The sequence below is a fragment of the Marinobacter sp. genome (assembly GCF_039977835.1).
In the GTDB taxonomy this organism is placed as follows: domain Bacteria; phylum Pseudomonadota; class Gammaproteobacteria; order Pseudomonadales; family Oleiphilaceae; genus Marinobacter.
The window spans coordinates 29,344-54,293 of the sequence record NZ_JBDWCL010000070.1 but is presented as its reverse complement, the minus strand read 5'-3'; the positions used below and the strand labels follow the sequence as shown (position 1 = coordinate 54,293).

General features: G+C 50.9%; 19 protein-coding genes. 6 read left to right on the top strand and 13 right to left on the bottom strand.

What is annotated here, in order from left to right; all coding sequences use genetic code 11:
- Positions 1–90: 90 nt before the first annotated feature.
- On the bottom strand, positions 91–2,997 hold the full coding sequence (glnE, locus tag ABJM11_RS20020; protein ID WP_348292822.1) for a bifunctional [glutamate--ammonia ligase]-adenylyl-L-tyrosine phosphorylase/[glutamate--ammonia-ligase] adenylyltransferase: 2,907 nt from the start codon (positions 2,995–2,997) through the stop codon (positions 91–93).
- A gap of 81 nt (positions 2,998–3,078) precedes the next feature.
- Between glnE and ABJM11_RS20015 the strand changes: the two genes are divergently transcribed.
- A complete protein-coding gene (locus ABJM11_RS20015) occupies positions 3,079–4,254 on the top strand; it encodes a potassium channel family protein (protein WP_348292821.1) in 1,176 nt (391 codons plus the stop codon).
- A 16-nt stretch (positions 4,255–4,270) separates the two neighbouring features.
- Here the strand turns inward: ABJM11_RS20015 and ABJM11_RS20010 are convergent, their stop codons facing one another.
- The 6 genes from ABJM11_RS20010 to typA all read right to left on the bottom strand — a co-directional run bounded on the left by ABJM11_RS20010 (position 4,271) and on the right by typA (position 10,219).
- Positions 4,271–5,128: a CYTH domain-containing protein gene (locus ABJM11_RS20010; protein ID WP_348292820.1), complete on the bottom strand. Its 858-nt coding sequence runs from the start codon at positions 5,126–5,128 to the stop codon at positions 4,271–4,273.
- A 103-nt stretch (positions 5,129–5,231) separates the two neighbouring features.
- Positions 5,232–5,360 carry a hypothetical protein gene (locus ABJM11_RS20005; RefSeq protein ID WP_348292819.1) on the bottom strand — a complete coding sequence of 43 codons (129 nt, stop codon included), beginning with the start codon at positions 5,358–5,360 and terminating at the stop codon, positions 5,232–5,234.
- 78 nt (positions 5,361–5,438) lie between these two features.
- Positions 5,439–6,266, bottom strand: coding sequence for a porin (locus ABJM11_RS20000; RefSeq protein WP_348292818.1), 828 nt, complete (start codon positions 6,264–6,266; stop codon positions 5,439–5,441).
- A 508-nt stretch (positions 6,267–6,774) separates the two neighbouring features.
- Entirely contained in the window at positions 6,775–7,233 is a 459-nt protein-coding gene (gene dtd, locus ABJM11_RS19995) for a D-aminoacyl-tRNA deacylase (protein WP_348292817.1), read from the bottom strand.
- A 105-nt stretch (positions 7,234–7,338) separates the two neighbouring features.
- Positions 7,339–8,301 (bottom strand): prolyl aminopeptidase, encoded by a 963-nt coding sequence (pip, locus tag ABJM11_RS19990; RefSeq protein ID WP_348292815.1) that lies wholly within the window; start codon positions 8,299–8,301, stop codon positions 7,339–7,341.
- Positions 8,302–8,398: 97 nt separating this feature from the next.
- Positions 8,399–10,219: a translational GTPase TypA gene (gene typA / locus ABJM11_RS19985; RefSeq protein ID WP_348292814.1), complete on the bottom strand. Its 1,821-nt coding sequence runs from the start codon at positions 10,217–10,219 to the stop codon at positions 8,399–8,401.
- Positions 10,220–10,570: 351 nt separating this feature from the next.
- On the opposite strand from typA, the gene ABJM11_RS19980 reads away from it, so the two are divergent.
- From ABJM11_RS19980 to ABJM11_RS19960, 5 genes are all read left to right on the top strand, one after another.
- The gene (locus ABJM11_RS19980; protein ID WP_348292812.1) at positions 10,571–12,403 is read left to right on the top strand and encodes an AAA family ATPase; all 1,833 of its coding nucleotides are present in this window, start codon (positions 10,571–10,573) and stop codon (positions 12,401–12,403) included.
- A complete protein-coding gene (locus tag ABJM11_RS19975) occupies positions 12,396–13,295 on the top strand; it encodes an ATP-binding protein (protein WP_348292811.1) in 900 nt (299 codons plus the stop codon). The genes ABJM11_RS19980 and ABJM11_RS19975 overlap by 8 nt, the downstream gene beginning before the upstream one ends.
- Positions 13,295–14,731, top strand: coding sequence for a phosphotransferase (locus ABJM11_RS19970; protein ID WP_348292809.1), 1,437 nt, complete (start codon positions 13,295–13,297; stop codon positions 14,729–14,731). The genes ABJM11_RS19975 and ABJM11_RS19970 overlap by 1 nt, the downstream gene beginning before the upstream one ends.
- A 148-nt stretch (positions 14,732–14,879) precedes the next feature.
- Entirely contained in the window at positions 14,880–16,043 is a 1,164-nt protein-coding gene (locus ABJM11_RS19965; RefSeq protein WP_348292807.1) for a hypothetical protein, read from the top strand.
- A gap of 10 nt (positions 16,044–16,053) precedes the next feature.
- Complete coding sequence (locus ABJM11_RS19960) at positions 16,054–16,440, top strand: hypothetical protein (protein ID WP_348292805.1); 387 nt, start codon at positions 16,054–16,056, stop codon at positions 16,438–16,440.
- 47 nt (positions 16,441–16,487) lie between these two features.
- On the opposite strand, the gene ABJM11_RS19955 is transcribed toward ABJM11_RS19960, so the two are convergent.
- The 6 genes from ABJM11_RS19955 to ABJM11_RS19930 form a co-directional block, all read right to left on the bottom strand.
- On the bottom strand, positions 16,488–17,321 hold the full coding sequence (locus ABJM11_RS19955) for a hypothetical protein (RefSeq protein ID WP_348292804.1): 834 nt from the start codon (positions 17,319–17,321) through the stop codon (positions 16,488–16,490).
- A gap of 13 nt (positions 17,322–17,334) precedes the next feature.
- Positions 17,335–17,559, bottom strand: coding sequence for a hypothetical protein (locus ABJM11_RS19950; RefSeq protein WP_348292802.1), 225 nt, complete (start codon positions 17,557–17,559; stop codon positions 17,335–17,337).
- Positions 17,560–17,698: 139 nt separating this feature from the next.
- The gene (locus ABJM11_RS19945; protein ID WP_348292801.1) at positions 17,699–19,126 is read right to left on the bottom strand and encodes a hypothetical protein; all 1,428 of its coding nucleotides are present in this window, start codon (positions 19,124–19,126) and stop codon (positions 17,699–17,701) included.
- Positions 19,127–19,325: 199 nt separating this feature from the next.
- Positions 19,326–22,430, bottom strand: a complete 3,105-nt coding sequence (gene mobF, locus ABJM11_RS19940) for a MobF family relaxase (protein ID WP_348292799.1) — start codon at positions 22,428–22,430, stop codon at positions 19,326–19,328.
- A complete protein-coding gene (locus ABJM11_RS19935) occupies positions 22,427–24,403 on the bottom strand; it encodes a type IV secretion system DNA-binding domain-containing protein (RefSeq protein WP_348292798.1) in 1,977 nt (658 codons plus the stop codon). Before ABJM11_RS19935 ends, mobF begins: the two co-directional genes overlap by 4 nt.
- Positions 24,390–24,746 (bottom strand): hypothetical protein, encoded by a 357-nt coding sequence (locus ABJM11_RS19930; protein ID WP_018982176.1) that lies wholly within the window; start codon positions 24,744–24,746, stop codon positions 24,390–24,392. The genes ABJM11_RS19935 and ABJM11_RS19930 overlap by 14 nt, the downstream gene beginning before the upstream one ends.
- Between the last annotated feature and the right edge of the window lie 204 nt (positions 24,747–24,950).

Genomic DNA, 24,950 nt, shown 5'->3' with positions numbered 1-24,950 from the left:
CTCCTAAAGCGCTCTTTTCGGGAAACCGGCATTCTAGCAGGAAATCCCGGCCTTACGAAGAGGTGCAAATGCTCTTATATCACTCCGCTGTCACCCCAGCATCACCCGATTCCACATACTCTGGATGTAGTCACGCTCCTCGGGAAACGCATCCCCCGCCACCTGGCTGTTCAGGTTCTGCAGCGCCCGCCGGTGGATGGTGGAGCGCAGGGTAATATAGACCTCTCTCAGCTTTTCCGTATCCTCAACCGGCAGAATACCGGCCCGGCCCAGTTCTTCCATCTGGCGAATATTATCGGACCACTGGGTCAGCTCCGGGTGCTCGGAACACCAGGCCAGCATCAGGTACTGGACCATGAACTCAATATCGATGATGCCGCCAAAATCGTGCTTGGTGTGGAAAACCTCCGGGGTCTTGCCTTCGATCTGAGGCGTGCCCAGCGATGCACGCATTTTCTCGCGCATGCTCACCACCTCTTCCCTCAGATTGTCCCGCTCCCGCTGCTGGCACAGGATGTCGCTACGCAGCTTTTCAAAGGATTCGAGGGTATCCTTGCACCCGGCCACACCGCGAGCACGGGCCAGGGCCTGGTGTTCCCAGGTCCAGGCATCGTTGCGCTGGTATTTTTCAAAAGCGGTCAGGGTACTGACCAGCAGCCCCGAATTACCGGAGGGACGCAGCCGCATATCCACTTCATAAAGTTGCCCCGAAGGCGTCTGGGTATTGAGAATATGCACAATACGCTGCCCCAGCCGGGTATAGAAAACCGCATTGTCGATGGGTTTATCACCATCCGTTGATTGCTCGGGGTCGGCGTCATGGATGAATACCAGATCCAGGTCCGAGGTATAGCCCAGTTCAATACCACCCAGTTTGCCGTAACCGATGATGGCGAAATCCGTATCACAGGCGGAGCCATCCTTACGCCGGGGGCACCCATGGCGACTGACCAGATTGGCAAAGGCAACGTCCACCACATGGTCCAGCACCACCTCGGCAATCCAGGTCAGGTAGTCGCTGACCTTCATCAACGGCAGGGTTTCCCGGATCTCGGAGGCAGCCACTCGCAGGATGTGGGCCTTCTTGAAATGCCGCAGGGTTTCCATCTGCTCCTCAAGGTCCTCAAAAGGAATCCGCAGCATTTGCTGACGCAGATCGTCCTGGAGCTCTGTTTTCGCCGGCGGACTGTAAAGGTTTTCGGCGTTCAGGAGTTCATCCAGCAGCAATGGGGTTTCAGCCAACTGGCTGGCAATCCAGGGGCTCTCGCTGCACAAGCGGACCAGTTGGGTTCGGGCGCCCGGGTTCTCCATCAGCAGCACCATGTAGGCAGTTCTGCGCAGGATCGCCTCCACCAGCTGCAGCACCCTGGTCAGGGTCTGGGACGGACCATCCACGTGAGTGAGCGCTTCCAGCAACACCGGCATGAATTTGTTGAGCCTGTGCCTCCCCTGAGTTTGCAGCGTCTGCAGTGTTCGGGTTCCACGCAGGTCATTCAGGGCGGAATAGCTGCCTTCGGGGTCTTCGAAATCATGCTCGCGGAGCCACGCAGTAGCGGCCTCTGTATCCATTTCGCCCAGCCAGAGTTCCTGCCACCCTTCATCCAGCGCTGCGGTTTCGTGCTCCTCATCTTCAATGGCAATGATGTCCGCGAAGTGCGTCGCCACCCTTTGGCGGTGCTTTTCCAGTTCCGCAGCACAGGCCGCCCAGTCATCAAACCCCATGATCAACGCTACACGGGCCCGTGCCAGGTCGTTATCCGGCAACAGCTGGGTCTGCTTGTCTTCCATACCCTGGAGAGCATGCTCCAGATTGCGGAGAAAAATGTACGCGGCCTTGAGTTCTTTCACCACGGGTGATGGCAGCAGTTCCAGCTCTTCCAGTTCTTTGAGAATCACCAGCAGTTCGCGTTGCTGAAGCTCCCTGTCGCGGCCGCCTCTTATAAGCTGGAAGGCCTGGACCACAAACTCGATTTCACGAATACCACCGTTGCCGAGCTTGATGTTGTTTTCCAGGCCCTTGCGGCGCACTTCCCGACTGATCATGGATTTCATGCTGCGCAGGGACTCAAACGCGCTGAAATCAATATACTTGCGGTAAACAAAGGGTTTGAGGCTGTCCATCAGGATCTGCCCCGCCTTCTGGTCGCCGGCGACCACCCGGGCCTTGACCATCGCATAGCGCTCCCAGTCCCGGCCCTGGTCCTGGTAATAGGTTTCCAGTGCAGCAAAGCTCAGGGCCAGCGCCCCGCTTTGCCCGTAAGGCCGCAGGCGCATATCCACACGGAACACAAAACCGTCGGCAGTGATCTGGTCCAGCGCCTGGATCAGCCGTTGCCCCAGGCGGATAAAAAACTGCTGATTATCAATAGAACGACGTCCGCCCCGGGTTTCGCCTTTGCCAGGAAATGCAAAAATCAGATCGATATCAGAGGATACATTCAGTTCATGGCCACCCAGCTTGCCCATACCCAGGACAATCAATGGTTGCGGGCCTTCCGTGCCGGTCGCAGGGTTTACGCCCCATGGAGTTCCTGACTGCTCGCAGGTGTCGTCATACAGCCAGTCCAGCGCGCCCTGGATGCAGGTGTCGGCAAAATCACTGGTTGCGGCGATGGTTTCGGCCATATCGGACCAGCGCATCAGATCCCGCCAGATAATGCGGAACTGGATCTCCATGCGGAAGTGCCGCAGGGCCGTGTGGAGGCTGCCTTCATCCGTCACTTCAGACAGGAACTCCTGCCAGCGCCGGGCAAGATAATCTTTGTTGGTGGGCTCGGTCAGTGGCCGCGACTGGCACAGAGACTCCACCTGCTCAGGGTGGCGCTCCAGGGTTTGCCGCAGATACAGGCTGCGGGCGATGGCCTGGGCCACATCTTCTTCGGACACGGCACCAGAGCTGGACAGAAACTCCGGCACACCTTCCGGGAATACCGAAGGCCAGGCAGACGCCACATCATCCGCCAACACCTTCGGTAGTGAGCGCCAAGGCTCGGACATAATGCAAACCCCTGTGTCTCTGTTATATTTCCCGTACTGTATAACGAACTCTCCCCCGACTGAACCGCTGTAAGGACCCCAATGCTGAGAAATCGCCGGCCGCTGAACCCGGAACACCAGCTCTCCCACCTGCCCATGTCGGGGATTATCCGCTCTCGTATCCAGCGGCTGTTCACCATTCTTGCGGGGCTGCTGATCACCCAGATACTGATTCTATGGGCTGTGGAAGAGCTCACGCTGTTCGAATCCGCGTGGATGACCATGACCACGCTGGTGACAGTCGGTTACGGCGACTTTGCCCCGGAAACCTATATAGGCAGAATCAGCACCATACTGATGATGTTTGTCGGGGCGATAACCCTGTTAACACTGATCGTCAGTGATTACATTGAATACCGGTTCTACCGCCGGGAACGCATCTTAACCGGACGCTGGATATACGCCATGAAAGACCACATTGTTATCATCAACACACCACAGACCGGCGGTGAACAGTACTTCACGCGTTTTGCTTCGCAGATGCGCTCTGTGCCTGGTTATGAAACCGTTCCGATCATGATACTGACGCAACACTTTCCTAACGGGCTACCCCCGGAAATGGCGGACAACGGCCTGGTACATTTCCATGGCTCTGGCAGCGACCCTGCGGCGCTCAAGGCTGTGCATGCGGGCAGCGCCAGGGACATCATCATACTGGCGGCCGACGAGGCCGACCCTTCATCTGACAGCTTGACGTTTGATATTGCCCACAGGTTGAGCGAGTCCAACCTGGGGCAAAAGGTCACGGCGGAATGCGTTCGTGATGAGAACCGTGAACGATTTACCTCAATGGGTGTTCGCACTGTGATCAGGCCCGTCCGGACCTATCCGGAAATCATGGTCCGTTCGGTGGTGGCACCGGGGTCGGAGAAGGTTCTGGAGGATCTGTTCAACTATCAGAACGATCATCCTCATCGCTATGAGATTGACCTGGATGACCTGACCTGGGCGGACATTGTCAGCGCTCTTATTCGCCATGGTATTGGCACCACGCTGGCCTATATCGACGAAAACAACGACGTGATCTGCCATCCGACCACAGACCAGGAAATCGAAGGCAAGGGGCTGATCGTGCTGGTTAAATCCAGTGAAACACCCGATGTAGGCGTGGTGGAGGAAGCCCTGGCCCGCTACCGCGAATTCATCAAAAAATGGCATGAATTGCAGGACCAGGCGGCCGAGGAGGAAGCCATTGCCACAAAGGCGGCCGACCAATAGTCGGCTGGAGGGGTTGCTAGCCTGCGGCAATGGCCAGTTGAAGCTGGCCGAGCTCCTTGCCAGACACCAGATCGCTGACAGGCGCGCCATCAGCCAGAGAGCGAATCACTTGCTGATACAGCGCGCTTACTCCGCAAGCGCTTGCCAGGCGGCCAATTGTACCAAGCTCATCTTCGTGGACAGGCACGGGCTGACCGGTCAGCCAGGAGGCACTCAACAGAAACAGGAATTCGTTCACTGTCAGCTCTGAATTCGCCCCGCCCTCCAGGCTCGGCCGATAAAGCCCTGCCTGGTAATAGCCCTGCTCTGCCTTGCTCACAAGATTCAGCAATACCGGCACTTCGTCCGCCAGCCTACGCGCCCAGGTGAGCAAAGCTGACGCATCCCCTTCCTTGAGTTCAAATTCAATCTCATTAAGCGGGCGTGAGTGGCCCCCGGCCACAATCTTGCCGGAATCAATGGCCACTTCAATCAGGGTTTCGCCCTGCTCAATCATTACCACCCGGCGCTCAAAATTGGTCTCGAAAACTGGCTGCAGCGCGGCAAGGTTTACACTTTGCCCCACTGGTGTATCGGCAATCAGCCCCATTTTGAGCTTCGTACCGACCAGCGGCCACTCCCACTCCTGCCGGCGATGGGCGCCATCCACAAACTCGCCCCGGGTTTTCAGGGTCTGGATGTACTTGTCCCCCATTTTGCGGATCCGCAAGGCTATTTTCTGTCGGTTGAGGTCACCCTCGGGGGTGTCGTAATAGGTGTTGCCCAGTTGCAGAGTGCCTGACTCATAGGTATTCGGCTGGCTCAACAGCCAGGCCACAGCCTGATCGAGATCGGACTGCGCCACACTGAGCTTGATTTCCAGTTCCTGTGCCATTGCCCCTCCCGGTAGGCGGAATTTGGTATCAGCATACATAAAAAAACCGGCAGCCCGAAGGCTACCGGTTTTTCAACTACTGGGTGATTAGCTGGTCAGCTGATCAGAAGTAGTAAACAGCACCAACAGAGGCGATAGAGCGCTCGTCAGTGAATGCGGTATTACCGAGTTCATCTTCATACTCATACACGTCGTCGCCACCACCCAGGTAGCCTTCAAAGTAAACGTACATATGGTCGGAGATGTTGTGCAGCGCCTGCAGAGTGATGGTGTCAGAATCAACATCACCAAAGCTGGACTCATCATCGTACTATGTCAGCTCGTAAGACAGGGCGAACTGATTTGCACCAATGGTGTAGTAACCAATCACACCGAAGGTGTCGGACGCATCTTTACGAGTGTGGAATTCACCAGTCACACGAAGAGCATCAGCGTCGAAACTTGCACGCAGACCGTAGGTGTTTTCGTTGTTGCCATCACTGGTGTCGTTGGAGTCAACGGCAGCAGCCAGTTCCAGCGCATCCATCTCGTAGACAGCGGCCAGCTGGTAAGGATAGGACTTATCACTGCCTCCCTTGGTGTCATTGTCGCCATTAACTTGAACGGCGGCCCACAGGCTCAGACCACCAAAAGACGGTGACATGTACTGGATCAGGTCGCCTTCGCCAGTGGTGTAGTCAACGCCCTGGTTCAGGATGGCCAGTTCGTAATACTCGGAGATTTCCGTAACAGCACGCTCGTAGGTTGAGTCGTCAGAACCAACCCATACCTGACCAAAGCTATCGCCTTTGACACCAACGTAGGCTTCGTCCAGCTCATTCAGACCTGCATTGTCGTTTTCCGCGTCTTTGTCATCGGCGTTGACACCTTCAAGCTCCAGCTTGAAGAAACCAGTGATGCCCGGAGCAATTTCGTGCTCGTGCTTTACACCCAGAGTTGAGCCGTTGTCAGCGTGCTCTACGCTTGAAGGGCCGCCGTCAAAGTTGTCGTGATAGAGGACATACTGAATGTTACCGTAAACAGTCGGCATGGAATCCATGCGAGCTGCCAGCTCGGAAGCTGAAGCAGTAGTCTGTGCCAGCGCGCTGCCGGAGAAAGTTGCGGCTGCAATAGCAGATGCGATGAGCGTTTTTTTCATGTTACGTCTTCCTTTATTGAGTTAACTCAGGTTTTAGCGTCGGGTTCAATTCCCGCTCTTCAGACTTCACCAGTCGGGCTGGTTGAGCCCTATTCTGTTTATTGACCATGTCAGTTTTGTGACAAGACCATAACAATTTATTTTTCTTTTTTATTTCAAAGACCAAGCAGGGCCTTTTTATGTCAAACACTTACAGCTTTTTCTTAAAGCTATGAGTGATGAACCTGTTTTAATACAAACCATTCTTTTTTGCAAATTTTTAATTGGACCTTTCAGGCTCGACCGGGTTAGCCAGACCAAGTATTCAGGCTTTTTCAAATGGCAGGCACCGGACTCCGCTAACACGCATCAAATCCAGTGCCACCACGAACAAATTCATTAATTTTCAATGCCTTAAATTGAACAAAACGCACTTTGGCAATGTCGCGTATCGGTCCAGCGGAGCCCCACTGCACCAGCCAGGAACAGCGGCCAGCCAGTTGCGTCAAATCAGTGCAAGTACCTACCCTCACCGCGATTCCCCTCCGACCTCCAGCAGAAAAGTGACCGGGCCGTCATTCTCCAGCGACACTTTCATGTCAGCACCAAACTGGCCACGACCAACCGCCTCAGTTCCCAGATGCTGCTCGGACACAACGAGGAACTCCCGGAACAGTGCTTCAGCATGATCCGGGGGCGCAGCAACGGAAAAGCCCGGGCGTGTGCCCGAGCGGGTATCGGCGGCAAGGGTAAACTGGGGGACCACAAGGAGAGAGCCTCCGGCATCAAGGAGACTGCGATTCATCCGACCCTGATCATCCGGAAACACCCGGTAATTGATCACTTTTCGGCAGAGCTTTGCGGCGGTTTCCGGAGTGTCTGTCTTCTCAACACCAAGCAACAGCAGAAGGCCTGTGTTTATGGCGGAGACAGTCTGCCTGTTAACGGAAACGCTGGCGTGAGTGACTCGCTGTATCAGCCCTTTCATTGAGCTCCCTGCGGAAGGACTTAAAAGATCTGCGGGAGTTTATCCACGCCACAGAGGCGCCGCAACCCCTCTTAAGAGGTATTTGCAGGTAATGCGAACAGGTCCCTATTCGGCGCTTTTATCAAGCTTTGCCGCTACCTCATCAATACCCCGCATCAGCGCATCAACAATCGCCGGCTCAGAGGCCGAATGCCCGGCATCCCGAATGATTCTCATGTCTGCCTCGGGCCACGCCTCACTGAGAGCAAGGGCGTTATCCAGGGGGCACACCATGTCATACCGGCCGTGCACAATAATCCCGGGAATGTCTTTCAGAAAACCTGCGTCACGAACGATCTGGTTGTCCTCCAGAAACGCATTATTCATGAAATAATGACACTCGATCCGGGCCAGGGCGATCGCCACATGTGGGTGGCCGAAATGCTCTACTACCCGCGGATTCGGGTGCAGTGTGGCGCAACGCCCCTCCCAGATGGACCAGGACTTCGCCGCCTGTATCTGCTCAAGCTCGTTGGTGCTGGTCAGGCGGCGATAGTAGGCGGATACAAGGTCGCCCCGCTCATTCTCCGGGATGGGCGCGAGGAAATCCTGCCAGTAGTCAGGAAATACCCGGCTGGCGCCCTCCTGATAGAACCAGTGGATATCCCTGGGGCGGCAAAGGAATATCCCTCTCAGCACCAGGCCCAGCACCCTGTCCGGATGAGCCTGGGCGTACACCAGACTCAGGGTAGAGCCCCAGCTTCCCCCGAACAGAATCCATTGGCTAATACCAAGAAACGAACGGACCGTTTCCATATCTTCCACCAGCTTTTGCGTGGTGTTGCCGTCAAATTCCGCCAGCGGGGTGGAGCGGCCGGCGCCTCGCTGGTCCATCAGGATGATGCGGTATCGTTCGGCATCAAAAAACCGACGGTAGTAATCCTCACATCCTCCGCCGGGTCCGCCATGAACAACAAGCACAGGTATACCGTCCGGATTACCGCTCTCTTCCACATAAAGTTCATGAGGAGGGTCCACCGCAAGACGATGCCGTGCGTTGGGCTTGATGTCGGGATACAGGGTGAGCATGAAACGCTCCGGTATTAAGGATGTAACCGGAGTTTAGCTGAAGTGAACGAAAAAGGGGCAGATGTGATCTGCCCCTTTTATGGTTACTGCCCTGCGGTTACTTTTTGTGGGCGCGCTTACGCTCGTTTTCAGTAAGCAGCTTCTTCCGCAGACGAATCGACTTCGGTGTTACCTCCACCAGCTCGTCTTCGTCGATAAACTCCAGCGCCTGCTCAAGGGTGAACTTGATGGGCGGCACCAATGCAATGACCTCGTCTTTGCCTGAGGCACGCATGTTGTCCAGCTTTTTACCCTTGGTGGGGTTAATCACCAGGTCGTTATCACGGCTGTGAATGCCGCACAACTGGCCTTCATAGACTTCCTGCCCCGGATCCAGGAACAGTTTGCCGCGGCTCTGCAAGGTCTCCAGTGAGTAGGTCAGCGCTGCACCGGTAGCCATCGAAACAAGCACCCCGTTCTGGCGGCTGGTCATATCACCGCTCTTGATCGGGCCATAATGGCTGAAGGTTGAGGTCAGAATACCCGAGCCGGAGGTCATGGTCAGGAAGGAGTTACGGAAACCGATCAGACCGCGCGCCGGAATCGTATACTCAAGGCGCATACGTCCCTTGCCGTCCGGCACCATATTGGTCAGTTCGCCTTTGCGCAGACCCATCTGGTCCATCAGCGCGCCCTGGTGCTGCTCTTCAATATCGATAATGACGTTCTCGTAGGGCTCCTGCTTTACCCCGTCGATCTCCCGGATAACCACTTCCGGGCGGCCCACGGCAAGCTCGAAGTTTTCCCGGCGCATGTTCTCGATCAGCACCGACAGGTGCAGCTCGCCACGACCGGAGACCTTGAACTTGTCGGCGGATTCACCCTCTTCAACACGCAAGGCCACGTTGTGCAGCAGTTCTTTCTCCAGACGCTCCTTGATGTTACGACTGGTGACGAACTTGCCTTCCTTACCACAGAATGGCGAGTCGTTGACCTGGAATGTCATGGAAACCGTTGGCTCGTCGACCGTCAGCGGCGGCAGGGCCTCAACGGCGGACTGATCGCAAAGGGTATCGGAGATATACAGCTCATCCATGCCGCTGACACAGATAATGTCACCTGCCTGTGCCTCATCCACTTCCACGCGCTGCAGACCGGAGTGACCCATGATCTTGAGGATACGGCCCTGGCGCTTCTTGCCATTGGCGCCGATAGCGGTGACCGGAGAATTGGTTTTGATCTTGCCGCGCATGATGCGACCAATACCGATGACGCCCAGGAAGCTGTTGTAGTCCAGCTGGGAAATCTGCATCTGGAACGGACCATCACGGTCAACGTTCGGGGCAGGCACGTGGTCGACAATGGCCTGGAAGACCGCATCCATGTTGTCGTCCAGCTTCTCGTGATCCATCCCGGCGATGCCGTTCAGGGCACTGGCAAACACAATCGGGAAATCCAGTTGCTCGTCGCTGGCACCGAGGTTATCGAACAGGTCGAATACCTGATCAACAACCCAGTCCGGGCGGGCACCAGGGCGGTCGATCTTGTTCACCACCACGATCGGATGCAGGCCGGCATCAAAAGCTTTCTGGGTCACAAAGCGGGTCTGCGGCATCGGGCCGTCGATGGAATCAACCACCAGCAGCACGCAGTCCACCATGCTCATGACCCGCTCGACTTCACCGCCGAAGTCGGCGTGGCCCGGTGTGTCGACAATATTGATGTCGTAGTCGTGCCATTTCAGGGCAGTGTTCTTGGCCAGGATGGTAATGCCGCGTTCCTTTTCCTGATCATTGGAATCCATCACGCGCTCGCTCTCGAGCTCTTTGCGATCCAGCGTGCCAGACTGGCGCAACAACTGGTCCACCAGGGTGGTTTTGCCATGATCGACGTGGGCGATAATTGCTATATTTCTTAACTTATTGATATCATTAGACATATGATGTTTTTTTGCCTGCTGTATTAATGTGATATGTACACTAGTATGTACACACCGAAAAACATGCTTGCAGCCTAACCGCTGCTAAACGAGAATAAAAGGTGCGAAATTGTACATGATCTGACCTCTCAAATATACGAATTTCTCACAGCTTCTCATTCAGCGCGTTATAGACAATCAAGAGGCGGCCATGTGCCATCAATACACCTCTAAATAATTGCGTAGAAAGGGAATCGCGGCTGGCCATAGACTAGCATTTCGATGGAAGGTGTATATCAAATTGTAGGCATCTCGACTTTTTAAATCTGTTAGTGTAAACAAATACTATTAATTTAAATCGGGGTCGAAAATATGAAAGATTTCTATATCGACAGAGTTCAAGTCGAGGGAGGGTTCTTGGATGGATTTGATGTTCAGCTTAGAACCGGTCTGAATACCGTCATTGGAGCCAGGGGGACAGGAAAGTCTACGCTAGTCGAACTCATTAGGTTCTGTTTGGGCATTCAAGGGCAGACGTCAGATTCAACCTCAAAGTCGCTAAGTCATGCACGCGCTGTGTTGCGTGACGGCCAAATAACTATCACGCTTTCGAATGGCATAGATAGCTATACTGTTTCTCGATCTGTCGAAGAAGATTTGACGGGCTCAATACCTCCCGAAATCAAGCTTCCGTTGATATTTTCTCAAACCGAAGTAGAGACTATTGGCCTGCTTCCAGCCGGACGATTAAATATAATAGATAATTTTATAAAAGAATCGTCCAATTTAAAAGAAATCGAAGTTTCAGCAATTTCCCAAGTAGAATCGTATTCACAAGAATTAGTTCAGCTAACTTCAAAAGCAAACGACAATGAAGATAAGACGCTAGCGCTCCCACAGCTTATTAGTCAACTAAAAGAACTAGAGGCTGAAGAGAAAAAAGTTATGGAAGTGTCTGAAAAAGCGGCTGAAAAATCAAAGATACTTAATCAATTAACGAACGAGTATGTTGAGCGCTCTGGAATAATTGAAGCAATTAAAACTACTAAACAGTCGAATGAATTACTAACAACCTCAGTTCAAACTACAATTACTCAAAACATATACGAAATCCCTCAAACTCTAAACGATCTCCCCAAGCTTAAGGAGGCCGAGCCGATTAGATCTAAAGCTATAAAAATGATCAATGAAGGACTGAACAAGCTAAAAGAAATTAACATTATTCTTGAACATGAGTTGAGTGAAAAAGAAAAGGAGCAAGCAGAGCTAACAAAGAAGGGACAACTTATAAGAAAGGAGGTCGATCAATACAAAGAGGGCGCCGGCGAACTTTCAAGAAAAATGCAGAACATTAAGAAGGAAGTATCCAAAATTGAAGCGATAAAATCACAGACGAAGGACATGAGAGCCCGAATTTTAATGATTCGAGAAAGACGTGACAAAGCACTAAATGAACTAGAAACAGCGAGAAGCAAAACAACGCAACTACGGCAAGATGTCTGCGACAACCTTAACGAAGTTCTAAAACCTAAAATTAGAATAAAGCTAGAAGAGCTAAGCCAGCTCAATGACTATGAAGAAGTTTTAGTCAACGCTATGAAGGGAAGCGGAATAAGATATAATGATTTAGCGCCCATAATTAGTCATTCAGTACCTCCCCGAGTTCTTTTAAACATTGTAGAGAATAACGAAGTAGAAGAGTTCGTGTCGCTAACATCCATTAACAAGGACCGAGCATTTAAGGTTATTAGCGCACTAAAAACATCTATAGATAAAATAGCGACAGTAAGGCTAGAGGACGAAATTAATTTCGAGCTATTAGACGGTTCTGAGTACAAGGGCTTCGATGAGTTGTCCACTGGTCAGCGATGCACTGTCATTCTACCTATTATTCTGGAACATCAGGATACAGTGCTGATAGTTGACCAACCTGAAGACCATATTGATAACGCATTCATTGTAGATACTCTAATTTCATCAATAAGGCGTCGTGCCACTTCAACACAGATTATAGTAACAACGCACAATGCCAACATTCCTGTCTTGGGAGGAGCAAGTGAAGTAATTCACTTAAACTCTGATGGCACGAGAGGGTATATTGTAAATGAAGGTGAGCTAGGAAGCCCAAAAATAGTCGAGGCGATATCAAATGTAATGGAAGGTGGAAAAGAAGCTTTCAAAAGACGAGCCGAATTCTATGGCTGATTCAGTCGAAAATGCATTACGAAAGCTTGGCTCTGACAGCATTTCTGATAGGTTTCAGGCTGCCCGTTTCTTCGTTAAGAACAAGTTTCCTGAACATAAACAACTGTTACTTGAAATGCGAAAGACCGAGCGCGTACGCCATATAAAAATGGCGCTCGATCAAGCCATCAGTGGTATTGACGTGATCGAAAGCTCTGTAGTGAACGATTCATCGGAATATGATGAATCCACTGATAGAGAGCTGAAGCGTTATCTTAAAGCTCAAGCAATTCACGAATTTTCTGGGACGATCATTCATGAGCTATCGAAGAGAATAGGTCTATTAGAAGTCAATCTAAAAAGAGAATTTGCTCAGCTCGAAGGAAGCAAGACCGAGAATAGCTTCAACAATTTGAAAGCTGTTTTCAGGGGAATTGAAAATCTTCAAAGATCTGCTGAAACACCTAAGTCCTCAGAGTTTGACCTATCACAAATGGTCAAGGATATTTCACATAGTGAAGACAGTGATTCCGAAGTAGAGTTCAATTTCGAAGGAGCTCAACCTTGTATAATACGATGCGATGAGGCCATCCTTCGCTTGGCTCTATCCAATGGTATTCGAAATAGTATCGAAGCCGTCAAGCAGGTTCCAAATTACACACTTTTGAACAACATAGTAATTTGTTGGGGTATGAGCGATCACGATATATGGGTTTCGGTAATTGACAACGGTGTTGGACTCCATGGCGACCCTAATGAAGCCTTTAAAGTTGGTAGCACAAACAAAGATGGGCACATCGGCTTTGGTCTTGGAATCTTATCGCAATGCATGGAAACGCTGGGTGGATATGCCGAGTTATCGAGCGTCCCGAGTGGTGGCGCAAAGTTGATTCTGAGATGGAATAAAGAGTAATGAGTAGCAGAGATTTTCACGTCTTATGTATAGAAGATGAAGAAGAAATACGAGACTTCCTGTTCGGCGAGATAGAACGGATATCAAACAATCGGTGCTGCATTACCTTTGCGAGAAGTAGAGATGAAGCTCTTTCATTGCTGAAAAGTGGTCAATTCTTTGATTATGTAACTCTAGATCTCACCATACCTGTAACAAATGGTAGCTTTGAGAAGTCACCTGCCAATGGTTTAGCTGTATTAGGTGAGTCAAAGAATCTTTGCCCTGGTGCACCGACCTTAATCTTGACCGGCACTGGCACGCTACGCATGATTTCTCAATTTCTAGAAACTTCAAATAATGTTGACATATGGTCAGAGGGGAACACTAGGCCTACCGTATCATTCCTAGAGAAAGCTGACATAAATGACTTTTCGGAAAAAATTGCGCCCTGCATTTCCGCTGTTTCGTCTCTTTCCGATATAGAGTTAAACCTCTCTTTTGACGAAATACCTATATCTCATGACCGATTGATTCGCATATTTGCGAAAAAGAATGGTGCTGGTTTCGTAGAGATTGATATTATTGGCGGGGGCTACTCAGACGCGAAGGTTTATTCCCTTTCTTTAACTAACGAGCATGGTATTGAGCTCCACCGATGTATAGCAAAATGTGGAAAACGTTTAGATATTGATATAGATTCAAACAACTTTAACAGGCTAATCTCTCGGTTGAAGCCTGAGGCGACACCACGCCAGCTTGATCACCTCAGGTTTGGTGCAGGACAGGACTCAGCAGTTTTCTATGGATTAGCAACTGAGCATAACCACTCATTTTTTTCGGCGTGTAAAGAAAAATTAGTATCACATCAGGTTCTAAGGTCGCTTGAAGACATTCTTTCAAACTGGCATGACAGAGGCAAGACGCAACGAATTCCCGTTAGAGAAATTCGTCAAAAATTGATTTCTGATGAAGCAGCTCAAAGAATTATCAATGACTACAATATCTCACGCGCCAAAGATTTTGAGAAAGAGGTAGTGCAATGTCGAATTTCGTGTACACATGGTGATTTACACGGAGAGAATGTTTTAGTCGATACTGACAACGAAGTTACAACCCTAATAGATTACGGCGACGTGAAGGAACAATGCGCCATTGTAGATCCACTTACCTTGGAATGTAGCTTTCTTTTTCATACCAGCTCCCCATATCCAGAGTGGCCTTCTAATGAAGCTCTCAGGCATTGGACCGATCTCAACTCCTATCTTCAAGAATGCCCATATTCCGACGAGATTGGCTTTTGTAGAGAATGGATTCGTAGAATTGGTGTTGGAAATCGAGAATTAGCGGCTTGTTTGTATTCGTATGCACTTCGGCAACTAAAGTATGATGATACGGACGAATCCAGAGCCCTCAATCTCATAGACGTGGCATTCGATCTCTATGAAAGGTCATGATTATTAGCTTCGTCGCGGAAACTGATTATGACCGTTGATCGAGAGTATTAAATAATCTTCTTTGCGCCCAAAATGGGCAAGAACACACCGGCCTACCTGGTTCTTTCTACGAGAAAATAACGTGGAATCGTTTAATCAGGAGGTGTACATGAAAACCAAGGGCTTCTCATTTAAGTTGCTCATAGGGTTGGCCGCACTGCTAATTGGTGCTCAAGCCTATGCTCAACAAAGCGCAAGTGTGAGCGAGAAATCTGCTCGGGAAAATCGCTCTCAACTCGAAAAATCCATCAACGAAGAAAACTCTAAAGAGATCCAGCGCCAGAAAGGCCAAGAAGAGCGTACAGGTGAGGAATCTCGAACGACAGAAACAGATTCCCGGAGGGATGCCACGGAGCTGTCGAACCGCAAGCAGGCGCAAGATACTGACCGGTTGTCGGTAAAGACAGCGCCGCTCGCACTTATGAATGAGCTATTTGCCTATGTTGAGCAGGGCCGCTCAACGCATGGACCCACCGCGTCTGCCATTAAGAGTTGTTCTCTTGTCACAAAGCCCCGCGCGCCTCAGTTTCCCCGCAGGGAGCCGAAGCCGGTTTTAACCAGCGCTCAAGCCTGTATGGCCTGGAACAAAGAAAAAACGTTAGGCCAGTGTCAGCTTGAGGTTGAACAAGCTGCCTACAACTGGGCAACTACCGGCATGCCCTCGACGATGCGCATCCCAGCACAGTACCTCCTCGATGATGGGACTTGCTGGGCATTATATGGATTGGTTGCTGAGGCAACTATGGATGAGCTCGCATCGGGGCAGTCCCTTCCTGAAGGACAGAGCGTGAAATTTGGACTTGCGCAGGCCATGAGCCATCAACTAGGTCGCAAAGACCTCCCTGAAGCCGCTCGAAAGATAGCCAAAAGGCAGTTTGGAGAGAATTGTGTTGTCCCTACCAGCAGGGGCTATCGCTACGAGGGAAAGTATGACTGGAGCTGTGGAGCGTTCAGTGTGGACCCTAAGAGCTTAACCGCGTCGGTTGGCGAATTAACGGTTTACGGTCGGGGCAATTCTGTTTTCGGTCAAACCTGGGATCTAGAAACATCACGGTCACAAGATGTGCTTTATTCACGATCCCGCTCAATTACTGATAGCTCTGAGCAGTCCGCGTCCGACGCACAGTACGCAAGCCTAGATAACCGCCAGAGTCAGTCTAAGAACCTTTCTATGCGCATTTCTGAGCGCCTTCAGACTGAACGTGCGGCCAATGTAACGAACTCGGCTGAAACCGGATTCTCGGTTTCGCAACCAGGCATTAAAAATAACTAAGGGGACTACTATGAAATCTATACTCTATGGCATCGCTATTTCTATGCCACTTACAGCAATAATTGTGTATTTTGCTTTATCTGGACGGCAAGAGGTCGTGGTTCAACAGAAAGCCCACGAGGTGCAGCAGCAGATCCAGTCTGAAGAATTCAGACGCGATTTCGCGCAAGCGTGGCATGATTTCGACAATCCGCCAACCGCTGAAGAGCAAGCAGCGCAAGAGAAGACCTTTGCCGCTCGGCAAGCTGAACGAGAAGCTCGAATTTCGCGCTTGGAACAGCAGCGAGAAGCACTTTCTGGCGATATGGATTTGATGTTTGAGCAGCTCGATAGTGACATTGAGGACATGCGGGCCGCTTTGCGTGAGGCCGAAGTTAATTCTCCCAAATCCAACTAACCTCAAAAGCCCCGGATTACCGGGGCTCTGTGATACCAGCCTGACTGCTACAAGCTCAACCCTTTGTCCCGGTCACGTTCTTTCTGGTGGCCAATAGTCGCATCTTGGGCTTTTTCTGCGAGCTTTGCTCGCTCCTTCTCCCGACCCTTTGCCTGAGTTACTACCTGCCGATGCTCTGGGCTTGGTTCGTAGTGCATGAACTGCTTTCGGGCACTTTGAGTTAGCTTGTTATGGGTCTGAACAATTAGCTTGTCTGCCTTTTGCTCCTGCCCGCTTTTCCAAAGCTCACGAGCCTGAGATATTGTATGGGACATAACCTGATTCCGCTCCGCTGCCGCATCCCTGATATGACTATGAGCAAGCTGCTTCTCAGCGGCTTTGCTAATTTTCGTGAGCTCACCTTTGATTTCGGAGACTAGTTCGCTCTTCAGGTCAGTTTTTTGCTCCTTGTCAGGGCTTATAAAAGCTTTCTCGACTAGCTTCGCGGCCATCCAAACTAGACCTACAGCAGCCTCTGTGAAAATGTCATTCTGTAGGTATCCTCGTTGATGATTGTTCAGCATTTCGCTGACCCAATTTTCCTTTTCTGGTCGTTGAAATCCAGCCGATTCGAGCCGATGAACCAGTTCCGCAGTTTTCTCAATGGCCTCTAGTTGCTCTCTCGGTAGAGCGGACTCCTCCCTGAGCTTGCTAATATCAAGAGAAGATTGCTTCAGCGTTGGTTCGGGCTGACTATTCGCAAATTGCTTTATTTTGGCTTGATCTAGGGAAGATTCTGCCGCCTTGTTTATCTCAGACAAAAACTTATGCGGGTCCGACTGATCTGACCTAGATAATGAGTCCAAAATACTGACTACTCGTGCTTTATCTTTAGTATCCATAGTTTATTCCTTATCAATATCGGTGGGTTACCGTCAGGATGCCGTTCTCTAAGTTGGCGCTGACATAGTTATCCGGATGAAGGATATGTTCGAGATGCGCTAGCGTTTCCCGCATGCTTTTGTCATGCTGATTAATAGCTTCCCGAGCGGACGCTAGCTGTTTTTTTAGCATCCGGTCGGCGTTTTCCGCATCGGTGTTAATAGAGTGGCGATGAAGTAAATGTTTTAAGATTCCCATGGTGAAACTCCTTGCTTAGTTTCTTTTGTACACAATCATGCAAGAGACATTGTTTCGCGTTTTCTACTTGAAGCAGCGGTCGCTAATTGCCCGTTTGGGGCGCAAAGTTAAAAAAGGGGCCTATTGGCCCCCAGGTAGACTAAAAGGAAGTAACTTTATGTATTCTGCTCTCCATAGAAGAACGAGGGAATACTGAAGGGCATTTTGATACATCTGGTGCGTACGAGCTGGCAGTGAGGTCGCGGGAGCACGTAAAAGCATCAGCTCGGCCTGCGGCGCGCATCAACTCAGCCCTGTCGTCGAAGGCATTTGCTAGGTCTTCGAGGGTACTGCAAGCCGGATACAACCAGGTCATGAGGTTGGAGTTCTTCGCTGCATAAGTGTTACAGGTCTCGCGTTCGTGAACGGTTGACTGTGAACTCATGCCGCTTTCCCGCTTCAGATCCCGACGACGCGTATAGAATTTCTGATCTGTCTGATTCGGCCCAGGATAAGCCCAGCTCGGAACGGAGTACCCGTTTGAAATGGCCGAATACTCGATCATGTATTCCCTGAATAGCTTGGACTCATTCGCGACCAATTCAGCTACCAGCTCCCAGTTATAGTCGGACCACGTGAGGCAATGCCAGCCTCCGTCTGTTGGGCGAGGCTCATAGCCGAGGGCTACCGCGATTTCATCGACTGGCACAGGTTCATTGTTCCGAGACCTGGAGCCGAAAGGTGAGCACATGCCGCCCAAGTGCCATGGAAGGATTCCCTCAGAACGTCCAACAAAGGCTGGCAAAGGCGCAGTGGGAGTGCGCCACTCACCGCCATCTGATAGTTTCCAAAGTGCTTTGGTGACCTCATTCATCGAGCCAACCTGCTGTTGCATGGCTCTGGTGGTCATTTCCAGCGCTCTATGCGCACCTACACGATCAATAGCCGCTGCGAATAAGGAACCCTTTACATCAGCAAAATGTACGTTTAGAACATAGTGAGCATGGTTTGTTGGTGTCCCGATGGTGCATTTACTACCATACTCCCTAAGTGCTCTGTGACGATGCTGTTCGAGAACTTCGTCATTTTCTCGCGCAAGCTGCCACTCCACAAAGTCATCGAGATCCATCTTCTTACCCGCTTTCAGTTCGGCTCTCTGCCATTCGCTTTTCTGTAGATCTGGGGTACTGGCATAGGTAACTCGCCGCTTCACATCTTCATCAGCGTACTGGGAGTAGGTCAGGAGGTTTCCAGATTCCCCAAAGCATTCCGAGAAACCGATTTTTCCTTTGAGTTCGGACTGGCGCTCGAACAACTCTTCTGTCCATGCATTAAATGCCTGCCATTCCGCACCTAGGGCTGACAGCATGACTGCGGCAGAGCGCATCGATGCCGGTGAACCAAAATCACTTTCCACGAAGCCTGCTGATTGCAGGGTAGTTAGTGCCCCTCCAGTGTCTATTGCAATGGCTTGTGCTTCTGAGGGAGGGGCTTCACCGGTTAGGCTAGAGATAGGATTGGAAATAGACGCACAACCGCCTAGAAGGGTGACGCAAACAGCCGTCGTAAATGGTTTTATAAATTTCATGGGTTATCCTCCGTTAATGAAACGGAGGTATTGTCGCGCGTGTAACGTGGGACTCGCCCATGTGTTTCTGCCCATTTGGGTCGCGTAGGGGAATTGGCTGTGAAAAACTTTCACATGTGAAAGAAAAGGGGGCTTGCGTAACCGTAATTACGATAATTACGGTAATTAGGAAAACCGCCCTCCTTGGCGGCTCTCGTTATCAGCGAGACAACTCTACTCCTCCACGGTCGCGGCCTTGGTGCTTCTGAGAAGACTCCTGCTGCTTCTCGTTGCTGTGTCTGAGGCCCATCACATCCCAAACCTTGTCCATCAAATGATCCAGCGGGGCAAGATTCTGAAATCGGCTTTCTTTAGCAGCCTGCTTCTGGCCTGTGCGTTGCTCGACGGCCTTGATAAGGCCCTTTCGGGAGTCCGTATAGAGGTAAACTCCATTCTTTGCCCGTGAAATCTGGACATAGAGCTGCTCGGTATTCAGCAGTGCCTTTCTGTTGGTCTCAGCGTGTACAAATACGTTTTCCGCTGTTTTACCTTGGGCTGCGTTGACTGTCATTGCATAGCCGTGATCCCAAAGAGAGTTCCCCAATTGGGACATATCAAATTTTTCAACCTTTCCATTGGCTAGCGTGAATGTGACAACCGTACCTTCAATATTCTTAACAGTGGCAGTTTCACTGTTAAACCGACCTGTCGCATGATCGTTATCACGCCAAACTACTTTTTCGCCAACGGCTAACTCGCTCTCCGTCAGACCGAAGATCTGGACATTGTTGGCTGAATAGCGTTCAGGAGTGAAGCGAATTAAGGTTGCCTGCTCATCCGAACCGTGTAGTTTCAATAGGACACTCTGGTCCTCACGACCAACGACCTCGTAGTACGCTCCTTGCCTGATGCCCTCTCGCTTATAGTTGCGGGCAAACCTGACGATCTGACCATCCTGGTAAGTCTCTACAAGTCGCCGTTCGGCTTCAGTTGAATCGACAGGCGACAACCGATGAACCCGAATTTCGTCGCCAAGGGTGCCTTCTTCCTTCAACGCACTACGAACCAGTTCATTGGTACGCCCCCTTCCTTCGCGGCTAGGCTCTAGGATGATGCTTTTGTCCCTCTCTTCTGGTGCGAGAGCCATGTAATCCTTCACAATCTCTTTTCTACGCAGGTCACCGCTTTTTTCAAGATCGATTTTGCCATTTGCTTTATGGGCAACCATTTCCTTGATTACACTGCCGCTCTCTTGGATTCGGTCGAGTGCCTGCTTGGCTTTTTTCATCAAAGAGAGGTAAACCGCATCCCGAGTACCTCGGTTCGCCTGCCGAACGATTTCTTCTAGATGGTAGGTTTCCATCCCCTGATTTTGAAGTTGCCGGAAGGCGGCTCCAGCCTCGACCGAAGCTAGCTGACGAACATCACCGGCCAGCACGACACGAGCCCCCGATTGGCCCGCACGTTGCAGGAGGTCTCGCATTAGCTTGGTGCCGACCATGCTGGACTCATCCACAACCCAAAGTTGAGGCGTTTTCTCCAACATTTTTCCAAGCTCTTTACGTTCTGCCTGTAGTTCAGCTTTTTCATATCGGAATTCATCGAGCCGTTTCTGGTAGAGGGGGGAGTTATCAGGAATCCGAACCCCCGTTTTTTCGTCCGTGCCAGGATTGGCGAGAGCTTTTTCGAGTTGGTCCAGTCGATTGTCGATTTTGTCGATCTGGGAACGGGTTTTTCGCTCTTGAACCCACTCGTTCCGACTCTGTGCTAGAAAGGATTGAATGGTTCCAGACTGAATTCCAGCGCCATCAGTCAGGCTCTGCCCAGCAGAGTTCGTGGGAGTAAGCCCCCTCACCTCATATCCCATCTCCCTTGCTGTCTCAGCTACCGTTCGTAGGACCGAGGTGGTTTTAGCAGTACCGGCGAAGCCCTGAACACCAATAATCTGGTTTTTTGAGGTGAGAATTCCCTCGGTAGCACGCTTTTGGTCAGAGTTCCACTCGTAACCGGCGGCATTGGCCTTCTCCTCTGCCTTGGCGATGGCCTCTGTCGCTCTCTCCTTACTGCAAAGAGACCCGGCGCGATTTCTGCCGATGTACTCCTCCTTCAGCATTTCGTCTTCGATTACGATGGCCGCTTTTGAGGTGTAACCTCGGACATCTATCTCCTGCTGACTCACCTTGTCGTACATGCGGACGGACTTTTCTTGAAGCAATCCATCACTTGCCGCTGCGTCGATGGCGTTCTGGACATCAGTAAGAACAACCCGAGAACCAGCGTAACGGCTGGCTTCTTTGAGAAGCTCCTGACGAGACCAAGAGGTGTCGCGTTCGCCAAGGTGTTCGGCAGCCCACATCACAGCCTCGTTAGCGATCTGAACTCGTTCTAACAGTGCCTCTGTTGTCTTTTCGAGTGATGGGCGGTTTGCTTTTGATTGGGTAACGGTCTTATTTAGTTCGGCCAGCTTTTCTTGGCCTATTTCGGAGTGCCACAGTTCAAGAAGTTCTCCGCGCTCTGCATGAACCTTTCGATCTCGTGTGTCGAGGGTTGCAGTCTCTTTCTCGGCGGCTGTTGCTGTGTCGCGGTTTTTCCCCCGCGCCTCTAAAGCATCACCGACAGCCTCTGAACGCTTTGAAAACTCACGGATGACTCCTTTATCAAGAGCGGCAATTTCCCAAGTTCCATCTTTTCCATGGTCGAGCCGGTATCCCAATGACTGCACTTCTTCGGCCAAATATTGCCTATAAACAAGGCCCAAGTGCTTCTGATCAATAAAAAGGGACTTGTTCTCGGTAGAACGCCACTGTCCATCTGCTCTCTGAGTCAGGTTCATGATCACTGAGTGCGTATGGAGCTGGGGGTCAAGAGCGCGGCTAGTTGTGTGCTTGAAAGTTGCCGCCACCATCGAGCCTGTTTTCTCGTACTCAACAGTATTCTCGGTCCGGTTACGGTTCCTGGTAACAATATACTCCTGCTCTATATAGCGCAGAGCAGCCTGCACGGCCTTGTCGTGGGCGTTTAGTAGTCGCTGGTCACCCGCGACCTCGGCCAGAACAGAAACGCTCTTGGGAGCAGAAAAGGTTATATCAGTACCCGGCTGATGCTTCCACTCGCCGTCTCTTACGGTTCCAACTCGCTGACCATCCGGCAGTTCACCTTCAAGAAGAGACTTGAAGGTTTCTCGATCCACGTCTCCTGACAGACCTAGCGCTGTCGCACCCGAGCCGACCCAATCGGAAGGCGAGAGGCCATCCACATAATAATCGTCATGCTCAAAATAGTGGCCTGCTGCCCCGGCACTTTTTATAGCTGATACTGACATCATGACTTTTTATCTCCCAACATACTCAAATAAAGGGAATCGTTATCCATCCCTACGGAGTCAAGAATCTTCTGAACTTCTTGTTGGGCATTGCCAGAAGGTTCTTCCTGCGATTCTTTACGAGCCCCTAAACCTTCGGTTTCGATGGTTTGTTCGTTAGGTGCAGACTCAGTTGGCACCGTGCCCTTCGAGGCGCGAGCCGCATTCAGGAGGCGCATACCTACTGTTTCGTTCTCATCACCCTGGATAAAACCTTCAGAAATCGGTGGTAAAGGCAGGAACGGAACGTCGATACGAGCTTTACCCTCTACCCCCCAAATCTTTGCGTAGCAGGACAGATCCGGAAGGTCCATGATCTCGCTGGGCAGCACGATCTTTCTGCTTTGGCGTTTGGACGAGACTCTCACGCCATCGCGGATGTCGTCAGCGGAGTAATTGAGATCTTCGTCTATCTCCTCTCGCTCAGCCTCGCCAAGCACCTTGGAAACCCATTCAGCAGTATCTGCGTTGTTTAGACGGAAGTGGAGCTGGGTAGAGCACAGACCAAGAATGGTTCTGGACGTATTCTTCCCAAACTCCTCTTCGAGCTGATTAATTTCCTGAATACCTAAGACAACTGCTGCCCCAAATCCACGCCCCTCAGCCATAAGCATGGAGAGAGCTGGAATTCTCTTCAACGAAGGCAATTCATCCACAATGAGCCAGAGAGTTCGGTCGTTATTAACTCCACGAGCCATCAGTCCCTTAGCCACTGACTGGATCCACGTTGAAATCAGAGGCTTCTGAATCTCAATGTCAGATTCTCGTACCGGCAGGAACAACCATGAATCGTCAGCACCTTGTTCGTCGCCTTGAGCAATCCAATCTCGGATTGAGAAAAATCCACGGGAGTCCGACTCTTTCAGTAATCGGAGTGGCAAGACACCATTTACGAGAGTTGACCGAATACTCGCCAATGTCTTTTCATTGCCTTCAGAAAAGTGGGTTTCAGCCGGTGTCCCCGCGACTAATTCGGTTAACAGTTCCAAGTCACTCCAAGCAGTAGCCTGCAAGAGTGTGGATAGAGAACGGAATCCGTCCAGATAGAGTTTCTGTAATGCAGCGGAAAACACATGACGAGGGGAATCTCTGAAGAACGGGTCTCCGCCGTTGGACTTGTTCTCTGGGATAAGAGTTTCTGCGATCCAGTCAGCATCAAATGGAGAAGCCATTTCCTCCCATGGCGTCCATTGGTGGGACCGGCTGTCTGATGGATTGAGGATGTGATCAACTCCGTCCCGGTAGAACTTTTCAACAAACTCTCCTTTTTTGTCATAAACCACAGCTCTATCACCACGCGCACGAATCGCTTTCAGCAAGTGGGTTAAAGCTGTCGATTTACCCGCGCCGGTAGTACCGCTGATCAGCGTGTGCTTCTTGGCAAAACCAACAGGTAGCGGAAAATCACCAATGGTAAGATCAGAGAGGCCATGCTTATCGGCAACCTCTTTCTTTAACTCTTCAACTGATACCAGCTTGGCCCCACGGATAAATTTATCCTCCTTAATTTCCTTGCCTCGTTTCGCTGCCTTGATAGCAAGAAAAGCACCTAGCGGGGTATATAGAATAAAGCTCGCAAGAAACGCCCATCCAAATTGACCAGAAACTTGGCTCGCGGCTCCCTTAAAAAACTGTTCTTCCATTACCAGTTTCAGTGGTATCGAGCTGTTGCTTCCCAATGGAACACACTCACCTATAGCTATTGATGAATATGGATGTATTAGTCCTTTCAATTGTGCCCAGTAATACGTAGCACTATTACTCAAGGTACACTTATCCAAAGATAACCAGATGTATATAAGAGATAATGCAGTAGCCAGGAGAAGTCCTAATAGAACTAACCAGGCGAAACTAAAGAAAAACATCTGCTGTCCATGGAGCCAAGTATCGGCTCCACGAATAAAGTTACCGATCTTTCCTTTTCTAATTTCCGGCATTTTCATTTCCTCCCGAAAAGTGCTCACGAATCGCCTTGGCTCCATTCGAAATAGCCTGTCGTGCTTCCACCATTTCTTCCGGTTTGTATGACTTTTTCAGCATGTATTCGACCGTGGCGGCATTGATTGAAATGAGTTCAACTAACCGTTGATATATGTCCACCTGTTCTTGTTTGACGAGTCTGACTTCACTCAAAACGGAGTCGCTGTTGAGGGCCTGCTCAATTAAAGAAACTGCCGTTTTGCTGATGGTCTGGCCCGACTCTTGGGCCAGCTCCTTCAGTAAAAGGTGAACAGCTCGGCTCGGATAGATCTGGATTCGATACGCCTTAGAAACTCCCATTAGTGTCCCTCCTGCACCCTGTTTCTGCGTTCCTGACTCCCTTGTAACTCCGAATGTTCGGGGGTGCAGGGAGTCCCCTCAGACGGCGCGAGAGCGCCGGATGAGACAGCCCACTCGCGGTGAGTGGGGTGTGGAGAAAAATCAGGACGAAGGCCTGATTTTACGACCCCATGTTGGGGTCCCCGAGCCGCCAGGCTTGGGGTG

Bases quoted from the DNA above. Each gene is read 5' to 3' on its own strand.
- glnE (WP_348292822.1), bottom strand. From the start codon at position 2,997: ATGTCCGAGCCTTGGCGCTCACTACCGAAGGTGTTGGCGGATGATGTG.
- ABJM11_RS20015 (WP_348292821.1), top strand. From the start codon at position 3,079: ATGCTGAGAAATCGCCGGCCGCTGAACCCGGAACACCAGCTCTCCCAC.
- ABJM11_RS20010 (WP_348292820.1), bottom strand. From the start codon at position 5,128: ATGGCACAGGAACTGGAAATCAAGCTCAGTGTGGCGCAGTCCGATCTC.
- ABJM11_RS20005 (WP_348292819.1), bottom strand. From the start codon at position 5,360: ATGTACGTTTACTTTGAAGGCTACCTGGGTGGTGGCGACGACGTGTAT.
- ABJM11_RS20000 (WP_348292818.1), bottom strand. From the start codon at position 6,266: ATGAAAAAAACGCTCATCGCATCTGCTATTGCAGCCGCAACTTTCTCC.
- dtd (WP_348292817.1), bottom strand. From the start codon at position 7,233: ATGAAAGGGCTGATACAGCGAGTCACTCACGCCAGCGTTTCCGTTAAC.
- pip (WP_348292815.1), bottom strand. From the start codon at position 8,301: ATGCTCACCCTGTATCCCGACATCAAGCCCAACGCACGGCATCGTCTT.
- typA (WP_348292814.1), bottom strand. From the start codon at position 10,219: ATGTCTAATGATATCAATAAGTTAAGAAATATAGCAATTATCGCCCAC.
- ABJM11_RS19980 (WP_348292812.1), top strand. From the start codon at position 10,571: ATGAAAGATTTCTATATCGACAGAGTTCAAGTCGAGGGAGGGTTCTTG.
- ABJM11_RS19975 (WP_348292811.1), top strand. From the start codon at position 12,396: ATGGCTGATTCAGTCGAAAATGCATTACGAAAGCTTGGCTCTGACAGC.
- ABJM11_RS19970 (WP_348292809.1), top strand. From the start codon at position 13,295: ATGAGTAGCAGAGATTTTCACGTCTTATGTATAGAAGATGAAGAAGAA.
- ABJM11_RS19965 (WP_348292807.1), top strand. From the start codon at position 14,880: ATGAAAACCAAGGGCTTCTCATTTAAGTTGCTCATAGGGTTGGCCGCA.
- ABJM11_RS19960 (WP_348292805.1), top strand. From the start codon at position 16,054: ATGAAATCTATACTCTATGGCATCGCTATTTCTATGCCACTTACAGCA.
- ABJM11_RS19955 (WP_348292804.1), bottom strand. From the start codon at position 17,321: ATGGATACTAAAGATAAAGCACGAGTAGTCAGTATTTTGGACTCATTA.
- ABJM11_RS19950 (WP_348292802.1), bottom strand. From the start codon at position 17,559: ATGGGAATCTTAAAACATTTACTTCATCGCCACTCTATTAACACCGAT.
- ABJM11_RS19945 (WP_348292801.1), bottom strand. From the start codon at position 19,126: ATGAAATTTATAAAACCATTTACGACGGCTGTTTGCGTCACCCTTCTA.
- mobF (WP_348292799.1), bottom strand. From the start codon at position 22,430: ATGATGTCAGTATCAGCTATAAAAAGTGCCGGGGCAGCAGGCCACTAT.
- ABJM11_RS19935 (WP_348292798.1), bottom strand. From the start codon at position 24,403: ATGCCGGAAATTAGAAAAGGAAAGATCGGTAACTTTATTCGTGGAGCC.
- ABJM11_RS19930 (WP_018982176.1), bottom strand. From the start codon at position 24,746: ATGGGAGTTTCTAAGGCGTATCGAATCCAGATCTATCCGAGCCGAGCT.